The following is a 7,792-nucleotide window of genomic DNA, read 5'->3' as shown; positions in this document are numbered from 1 at the left end:
GGCCGGCCGCCCCCCCCCTCCCCGGGGGCCGGCCCCGCCGCGCTGCGGCCGCTGCTGGACGAGGTGCTGGCCGCGCTCGCCGCCGGCGCCGACGACCGCGGCGGCCCGATCCCGGCGGGACACCCCGAGGAGATCGCCGGGCTGGTCCGCGACGCCCTCGCCGCGCCACCCGGTCCCGACGCCCTGGCCCGGCTCACCCGGCTGCTCGCCGGGTACGCGGCCGACCCGGCCGACCCGGCCTGCGCCGCCCACCTGCACTGCCCGCCGCTGGCCGTCGCCGCCGCCGCGGACCTGGCGGTCAGCGCCCTCAACCCCTCCCAGGACTCCTGGGACCAGGCCCCCGCCGCCACCGCCCTCGAGACCGCCCTGCTCGCCGAACTCGCCGCCCTGGCGGGCCTCCCGGCCACAGCCACGGGCGTGCTCACCTCCGGCGGCAGCGAGTCCAACCTGATGGGACTGATGCTCGCCCGCGACCGCGCCCTCCCCGGCGCCGAACTGCACGGCCTCCCCGCCGGGACCCGGCCGCGGATCCTCGCCTCCGCCGCCGCGCACTTCTCCGTCCAGCGCGCCGCCGCCGTCCTCGGCCTCGGCGAGCAGGCCGTCCGGACCGTCCCCGTCGACCGCACCCTGCGGATGGACGGCCGCGCCCTGGCAGAGGCCCTCGCCGAGACCGTCCGCCGCGGCGGGACCCCGATCGCCGTGGTCGCCACCGCGGGCACCACCGACACCGGTGCGATCGACCCGCTGCACCGCGCCGCCGACCTCGCCGCGCAGTACGGGGCCTGGTTGCACGTCGACGCCGCGTACGGCGGCGGCGCCCTGCTCTCCGACCGCCTCGCCCCGCTGCTCGACGGCATCGGACGCGCCGACTCCCTCTCCCTCGACTGGCACAAGCTCGGCTGGCAGCCCGCCGCCGCGGGCGTCTTCCTCGTCCGCCGCGCCGACAGCTACGCCCCGCTCGCCCGGCGGGCCGTCTACCTCAATCCGGCCGACGACGAGGAGGCGGGCTACCCGAGCCTGCTCGGCCTGTCGCTGCGCACCACCCGCCGCCCGGACGCCTTCAAATTGGCCGTCACCCTCGCCGTGCTCGGCCGGGCCGGGCTCGGCGCGCTGGTCGACGCCTGCCACCGGCTGGCCCATCACGCCGCCGGGGCCGTCGCCGCCGAACCCGACCTGGAACTCCACTGCCCGCCGGTGCTCACCACCGTGGTCTTCCGCTACCGGCCCCGGTCGGCCGACCCCGCCCGGATCGACCGGCTCAACGCCGAACTCCGCCGCGACCTGCTGCGCGCCGGCCGTGCGGTCGTCGGCCGCACCGAACTCCCCGGCGACGGCCCCGGCCGCGTCCGGCTGAAGCTCACCCTGCTGAACCCGCACGCCGCACCGGCGGACCTGGACGCCGTCCTCGCCGCCGTCCGCGCGGCCGGGCGCCGGGCGGAGGAATCGCACAGCGGCGCATGACCGACCGTCAGGTGTGTTCGGAGGAATCCACACTGGTCATGTCGCCGGTGATTTGCTAATCGACGGCAATTCGTTCCGTGGACATACCGAGATTCGGGTGTCCAGCATTTTTCGGCCGCTCCGGGTGGGAATTCCGCCAATCCCCGGGGCGGGCTTGCCGACCCGGTGAAGATCGGCGGTAACTTCTCGTGGTCGCCGCCACACCGGGAGCACACGGCTCCCCGGGACTAGCGGCGCGAGGGGGCTCCGCCGTGCCGTCTTCGGCCTGCTCGCGGGCGATCTGAGCCTGCCCGCCCCCGCTCCTCGGCCCCGTCCGCAGCGCCCCACCCCCGGTGCCGGACCCGTGCGGCCGTCCTGCACCCGCACATCGGCCCGGTGATTCCGGAGCCGTCCGCACCCGTCCCCGTCCGGCGGAGGAATCGGCATGAGCGAAACACTGCTGAGCACCACGATCGACGAATTCCAGGCATTCCCGTACTCCGAGCGATGCCGCCGGGTCTTCGCCCGCGGCGAGCACCTGCTGATCGGCGTCAGCCCCGGCAACAGCTATTTCAGCGCCCGCCGCATCACCCAACTCGTGCACTGGGGGAAGGAGTTCTTCGACACGGTGGACATCGTCCACGCCGACCTGCACGTGGACGCCCAGTTCGGCGCCCAGGGCTACCCGCCGGACGCCGCCGCCCGCCGTGCCGCCAAGGAGATCAAGGCCACCCGGCGGCGGATCGAGCGCGGGGCCGCCGACGCGGGCCGTCCGGGCGTCCGCACCCACGCCCTCTCCGAGTTCACCGGAACGGAGGCCTACCGCCGCCTGCACACCGACGTCCTGACCGCCCTGGAGGGCGACCGGCCGTTCCGCGAGGCCGCCGAGCGGATGGCCCGGGACTTCCTCCGCGCCCGGCTCGACGGCGCCGCGCCCGCCGCCGACCGGCTCGCCGCCGGCCTGCGCTACATCGCGGCCGAGCTCCCGTTCTTCCTGGACACCCCGGCCCTGCTCGGTGTGCCCAGCTCCGTCGCCTGCTACCACGTCGAACTGCCGCTCACCCCGGTGCTGTTCGGCCGGCCGGACGGGCTGCGTGCAGCCCCCGACCAGGCCTACGCGGTCGTCCGCCCCGCCGATGCGGCGGCCGACCGCCGCGCCGCCTGAAGCCCGACCGCCGTACCGCATGAAGCCCGACCGCCGCACCGCATGAAGCCCGACCGCCGCACCACCCTCACCACTGCCACCGAGGAGCCCGATGACCGTCACCGAACAGCCCGAGTTCACCTTTCCGCTCTCCCGGCGGGGCGACGTCGTCCCCGAGGAGGTGGCCGCCCTCCGCGAGAAGCACCCGGTGGCCAAGGTCCGTACCATGACCGGCGATTCGGCCTGGCTGGTCAGCAGCTTCGACCTCGCCCGGCAGGTGCTGGAGGACGAGCGGTTCAGCCTCAAGGACACCGCGAACCCCGGCGTCCCGCGCCAGTACGCCCTGACCATCCCGCCCGAGGTGGTCAACAACATGGGCAACATCAACAGCGCCGGACTGCGGCAGGCCGTCATGAAGACCCTCAACCCGCGTGCCGACCGGGAGTTGGCACCCTGGCTGGCCGCCGAGGCGCACCGGCTGATCGACCGGCTGATCGAGCAGGGCGCCCCCGGCGAGCTGCGTGACGGCTTCACCGAGCCCTACTCGGCCGCCCTGCACTGCCGGCTGCTCGGCCTCCCCACCGACGACTGGCGGCGGCTGATGGCCGGCATCGACGTCGCCTTCCTCACCAGTCCCACCCCCTTCGAGGGTTCGGCCGCCAACTGGTACAAGGACCTCGGCTACATGGTCGACCGGCTCAATGCCGACCCGGAGCCCACCGAGGGCCTGCTCGGCCGCTTCGCCGAACTGCGCCGCTCGCCGGACGCGGCCGACCGGATCCCCGACGAACTGCTCGCCACCGTGGCGCTCTCGCTGTTCGGGGCCGGCGCGGTCTCCACCTCGTCCTTCCTGCTGCACGCCGTCATCATGCTGGTGCAGCAGCCGGAGCTGGCCGAGCGGATCCGCACCGAGCCGGGCGTGATCGACCGCGCGGTGGAGGAGTTGCTGCGCTGGAACCTGTCCATCGGCGACGCGCTGCCCCGGCTGGCCCTCGCCGACGTGCAGTTGGGGGAGGTGCTGGTGCGCGAGGGCGAGCTGGTGCTCGTCCTGGTCGAGGGGGCCAACCACGACCCGGAGGTCTTCCCGCACCCCGAGCGGATCGACTTCGACCGCCCGGAGAACCCGCACCTGGCCTTCGGCGCCGGCCGGCACTTCTGCCCCGCCTCCGCCCTCGGCCGCACCCACGCCGGGATCGCGCTGACGGCGCTGGTCCAGCGGCTGCCGGAGCTGCGGCTCGCCCTGCCGGTCGAGCAGCTGGCCTGGCGCCCCGGCTTCATCAAGCGGCTCCCCGAGCGCCTCCCGGTGCTCTGGTGACCCGGGCGGTCACCAGAGGTCAGTGCACGGCGGCGGCGAGCAGGATCTCCTGGGTGCGGTCCCACACCGCCGGGTCGCAGGCGACCAGCAGCCCGTCGAGGCCGCCCGGCGGCTCCGGCCGGTACTCGCTGCCGTCGAGCCGCGCGGAGACGCCGCCCGCCTCCGTCACCAGCAGTGAGCCGGGGGCGTGGTCCCAGGGCAGGGTGCGCCAGTAGAGGATGAACTCCTGCCGGCCGTCGGCGAGCTGCGGGTACTCCATGCCGGCCGAACGCCGGCCGGCGGACACCTCGCCGAACACCCGGGCGTTGGTCTGCAGCCGGTGGTGCAGCACCGGGTCGAGGAAGCGGCTCTTCACCGAACCGCGCCAGGTCTCCGGCTCCGGGGCGGCCGGCTGCCGGACGATCCGCTGTCCGTCCCGCCAGGCGCCGGCGCCGAGTTCGGCGGAGTAGCAGACGCCGCCGACCGGCTGGTAGATCCAGGAGGCGACCGTGCGGCCGGCCCGGACGAGCGAGGCCATCACCGCGAAGTCCGGGCGGCCGGCGACGAAGTTCGCGGTGCCGTCGACCGGGTCCACCAGCCAGCAGGCGGGCTCGGTGGAGAGCGCCCGGGCCAGCGCCGGATCGGCGGCCACCGCCTCCTCGCCGACCACCGGAACCGGCAGCAGCTCGCGCAGCCGCCGGGAGATGATCACCTCGGCCTCGCGGTCGGCGACGGTGACGATCTCACCGGGTGCCTTCTCCAGCACCTCGCCCGCCGCGAGGGCCCGGAACCGGGGCTCGACCACCTCCGCCGACGCCTCGGCGAGGATCTCCGCCACCTTCTCCATCAGCACCCGAACGCTCCCTTCGCCCGGTACCACTCTCCCACGCCCGGCCACCCCCGACCTGCGGCGGCCCCGCCACCACCGGGGGCGCCCCCGGGACCGCTACCCGTCCAGGACGTGGAAGCCCGGGTGGGGGTGCATGAGGAAGGCGTGGTGGGAGATGTTCCAGGCGTAGGCGCCGGCCATGGCGAACACCACCCGGTCGCCGGCCCGCAGACCCGCCGCGGGCACCCGGCCGGCCAGCACGTCCTTGGGCGTGCAGAGCTGGCCAGAGAAGGTGACCAGCGGGCCCGTCGCGGCGGGCCGCTGCCACGGGTACGGCCAGTGTTCGGAGGGCAGGACGGCGAACGGCTGGGCGTGGCCCCGGGTGGCCGGGGTGCGCAGGTGGTGGGTGCCGCCGCGGACGACCGCGAAGTCCTCGCCGTGGCTGTGCTTGAGGTCCAGCACCTCGGTCGCGTACCAGCCGCAGTAGGCGGTGAGCGAGCGGCCGGGCTCGATCCGCAGCCGCAGCCCGGGGTGTCGGTCGAGCAGCTTCTGCAGGCCGGTGCCGAAGGCCGTCCAGTCGAAGCGGCGGCCGGGGTCGGCGTAGTCCACGGCCATGCCGCCGCCGACGTTGGCCTCGGCCAGGCCGAGCCCCACGGTGTGGTCCACGATCCGCTCGGTGAGCGCGAGTTGGCCGGCGGCGTCGAGGCCGCTGGCGAGGTGGGCGTGGATGCCGTGCAGCCGCAGCCGACCGAAGCCGGGGGAGTCCAGCAGACGCAGGCACTCCTCGAGGCCGGCCGGGTCCATGCCGAACGGACTGGGCCGGCCGCCCATGGCCAGGGCGACGCCGTCGAGGCGGCCCTCGGCCACCGGCAGGTTGGCCCGCAGCAGGATGTCCACGGCCTCGCCGGAGGCGGCGAGCAGTCGCAGCTCGTGGACGCTCTCCACGTGCCAGCGGTGCACCCCGGCGGCCAGCGCGGCGGCGATCTCGGCCGGGGTCTTGCCGGGGCCGCCGAACGCGGTCGGCGCGCCCGGCACCGAGGCCCTGACGTGGGCCGACTCGCCGCCGGAGGAGACCTCGTAGCCGTCCACGTACGGCCGCAGGGCGGTCAGCAGGGCCGGCTCCGGGTTGGCCTTCGCCGCGTAGTACAACTCGACCCGGGCGGGCAGCGCGGCCCGGACGGCGGCGGCGTGTGTACGCAGTGCCGGCAGGTCGTACAGGTAGGCGGGCAGCTCCCCCGGGGCGAGCTCCTCGACGCGGCGGGCGACCAGCGCGCCCGGGGCGGCGATCACCGGGCGGCCCCGCCGCTGCGGGCGGCCTCGGCGAGCACCTCGGGGGCGAGCGGTGAGGGCAGCCGTACGTAGCCGGCCTGCCGGTCGGGGAGGCGTTCCCAGCGGGTCAGCAGGTTGGCCTTGGCGGGCAGCGGGGCGCCGTCCAGCAGCGCGGTGAGCCGGGACGGGCGGCCGTGCGCGTCGGCGCACTCGTCCAGCACGGTGCGCATTTCGGCCCAGAGGTCGGCCTCCAGCCGGCCGGACCGGGCGGGCGGGGCCTGGTCGGCGAGGGCGGCCAGCAACTCCGAGAGGTGGTTGACCAGCAGACAGTAGACCACCCGGTCCCAGCCGCGGTCGGCGTCGTAGGTCATCGGCCCGGCGACCTCGGGCGGCAGGGCGGCGAGTGCTCCGGTGTGGTGCTCGGGCAGCAGCTTGGTGCCCTCCAGGTCGCGGAAGAGCACCTGGCCGGGCCGCCCGGCGGCGTCCACGCAGACCAGCACGTTCTGCAGGTGCGGCTCCAGCACCACGCCGTGGTCGAAGTAGGCGGCGAGCACCGGCGGGACGACCAGCCGCAGGTAGCGGGCCCACCAGTCGCGGGCGGCGGCCGGACCTGCGCCGTCCAGCAGCGCGGCGATCTGCGCCGAACTGGTCGGGTACTCGTCGGCGACGGCGGCGGCCAGCAGCGGGGTGAGGCCGGGGCGGACGGCGGCGGCCAGGCCCTCGCGGACGATCAGGCCGAGACCCTCGTACAGCGCGGTGTCGGGGCGGCCGTCCGGGCCGGGCAGGGCCAGCGTGCGGAAGGCGGGTTCGCGCAGCACGGCGGCGTCCGGGAAGCGCCGGGCGAGGTCGGCGAGCGGCCCGGCCAGCAGCCGGGTCAGGGCGACGGCACCGGCCAGCTCGTACGCGGCGTTCTTGCGCAGGCAGTTGGTGATCCGCACGTTGAGGCTGAACTTGAGGAAGGCGCCGGTGCCGTAGAGCGTGCGGACGGAGGCGGTGGCGGTGAACGGGGCGCCGCCGGGGCCCAGGTCGAGCACGTCGCCGCGGGCGAGCGCGGCGTTGAGTGCCGGGTGCTCGCGGAGCAGCGAGAACTGCCACGGGTGGGCGGGCAACAGCCGGTAGCCGGACGGGAGTCCGCCGCGCAACCCGTCGACCAGGGCGGCCGCGGCGGGGTCGGCGGTGTCCTCGGCGAGCAGCTCGGCACGGACGGCGAGGTGGCGCAGCCGGAAGGCGGCCCGGGCCTCGGGGGCGTAGGCGGACCAGGGGGCGGGGTCTGCGGAGCGTCCGGCGGAGCGGGCCTTGGGCGCGGGGTGGAAGCGGTGTCCGAAGAGCAGGGCCTGCTCGGACTCCAGGTAGCGGTCCGGTCCGGGCTCCGGGCGGTCGGCCAGGGCGGCGGCCACCCCGGCGTGGCTGGCGGCGAGTTGGGCGAGGAACTCGTCGTTGGCGGTGCCGCCGCGGTGGCCGAGTTCCGCCCCGACCTGCTCGGCGAGTTCGCGCCAGCCGAGCTCCCGCCAGCCGCCCTCCCGCACGCTGTTCGCCCGGGGGGCGTCGGCGGTGTGGGCGAGGACGGGGCCGGTGAAGCGGTGCGCACCGGAGAGCGAGGTGCGGCGCAGCGCGACCCGCAGCAGGGCGCCGCGGCGGGGCAGCCGGACGACCAGGTGGCCGTCGTGGACGGCGGTCTGGTGCTCGGGCGCGGAGACCTCGCGCAGCAGGCAGTTGAGCAGGGTGTGCGCGACGGCGTGGTCGGCGCTGGGCAGCCCGGTGGGGGCGCAGGTGTGGCGGGCGTCGAGCCGTGGGGTCATCCGGTTGCTCCCTCGCG

The 7,792-nt window shown here is 75.8% G+C and carries 6 protein-coding genes; 3 read left to right on the top strand and 3 right to left on the bottom strand.

Annotation, left to right across the window (positions count from 1 at the left end):
- The 3 genes from KSNIM_RS09405 to KSNIM_RS09395 form a co-directional block, all read left to right on the top strand.
- Positions 1-1,461, top strand: a 1,461-nt coding sequence (locus KSNIM_RS09405) for a pyridoxal phosphate-dependent decarboxylase family protein (protein WP_411543683.1), incomplete at its 5' end; no start/stop codon positions are given.
- Positions 1,462-1,885: 424 nt separating this feature from the next.
- Positions 1,886-2,605 (top strand): tRNA-dependent cyclodipeptide synthase, encoded by a 720-nt coding sequence (locus tag KSNIM_RS09400; RefSeq protein WP_263102767.1) that lies wholly within the window; start codon positions 1,886-1,888, stop codon positions 2,603-2,605.
- 91 nt (positions 2,606-2,696) lie between these two features.
- A complete protein-coding gene (locus tag KSNIM_RS09395) occupies positions 2,697-3,899 on the top strand; it encodes a cytochrome P450 (protein WP_263102766.1) in 1,203 nt (400 codons plus the stop codon).
- 19 nt (positions 3,900-3,918) lie between these two features.
- On the opposite strand, the gene KSNIM_RS09390 is transcribed toward KSNIM_RS09395, so the two are convergent.
- From KSNIM_RS09390 to KSNIM_RS09380, 3 genes are all read right to left on the bottom strand, one after another.
- Complete coding sequence (locus tag KSNIM_RS09390; RefSeq protein ID WP_263107883.1) at positions 3,919-4,725, bottom strand: inositol monophosphatase family protein; 807 nt, start codon at positions 4,723-4,725, stop codon at positions 3,919-3,921.
- 99 nt (positions 4,726-4,824) lie between these two features.
- Positions 4,825-5,994, bottom strand: a complete 1,170-nt coding sequence (locus KSNIM_RS09385) for a type III PLP-dependent enzyme (RefSeq protein WP_263107882.1) — start codon at positions 5,992-5,994, stop codon at positions 4,825-4,827.
- A complete protein-coding gene (locus KSNIM_RS09380; protein ID WP_263102765.1) occupies positions 5,994-7,775 on the bottom strand; it encodes an IucA/IucC family protein in 1,782 nt (593 codons plus the stop codon). The genes KSNIM_RS09385 and KSNIM_RS09380 overlap by 1 nt, the downstream gene beginning before the upstream one ends.
- Positions 7,776-7,792 lie beyond the last annotated feature (17 nt).

The sequence above is a fragment of the Kitasatospora sp. DSM 101779 genome (assembly GCF_025655475.1).
Classification (GTDB): Bacteria; Actinomycetota; Actinomycetes; order Streptomycetales; family Streptomycetaceae; genus Kitasatospora.
Note: the sequence above shows the minus strand (reverse complement) of the source record. Positions and strands in the feature narration are given on the sequence as shown.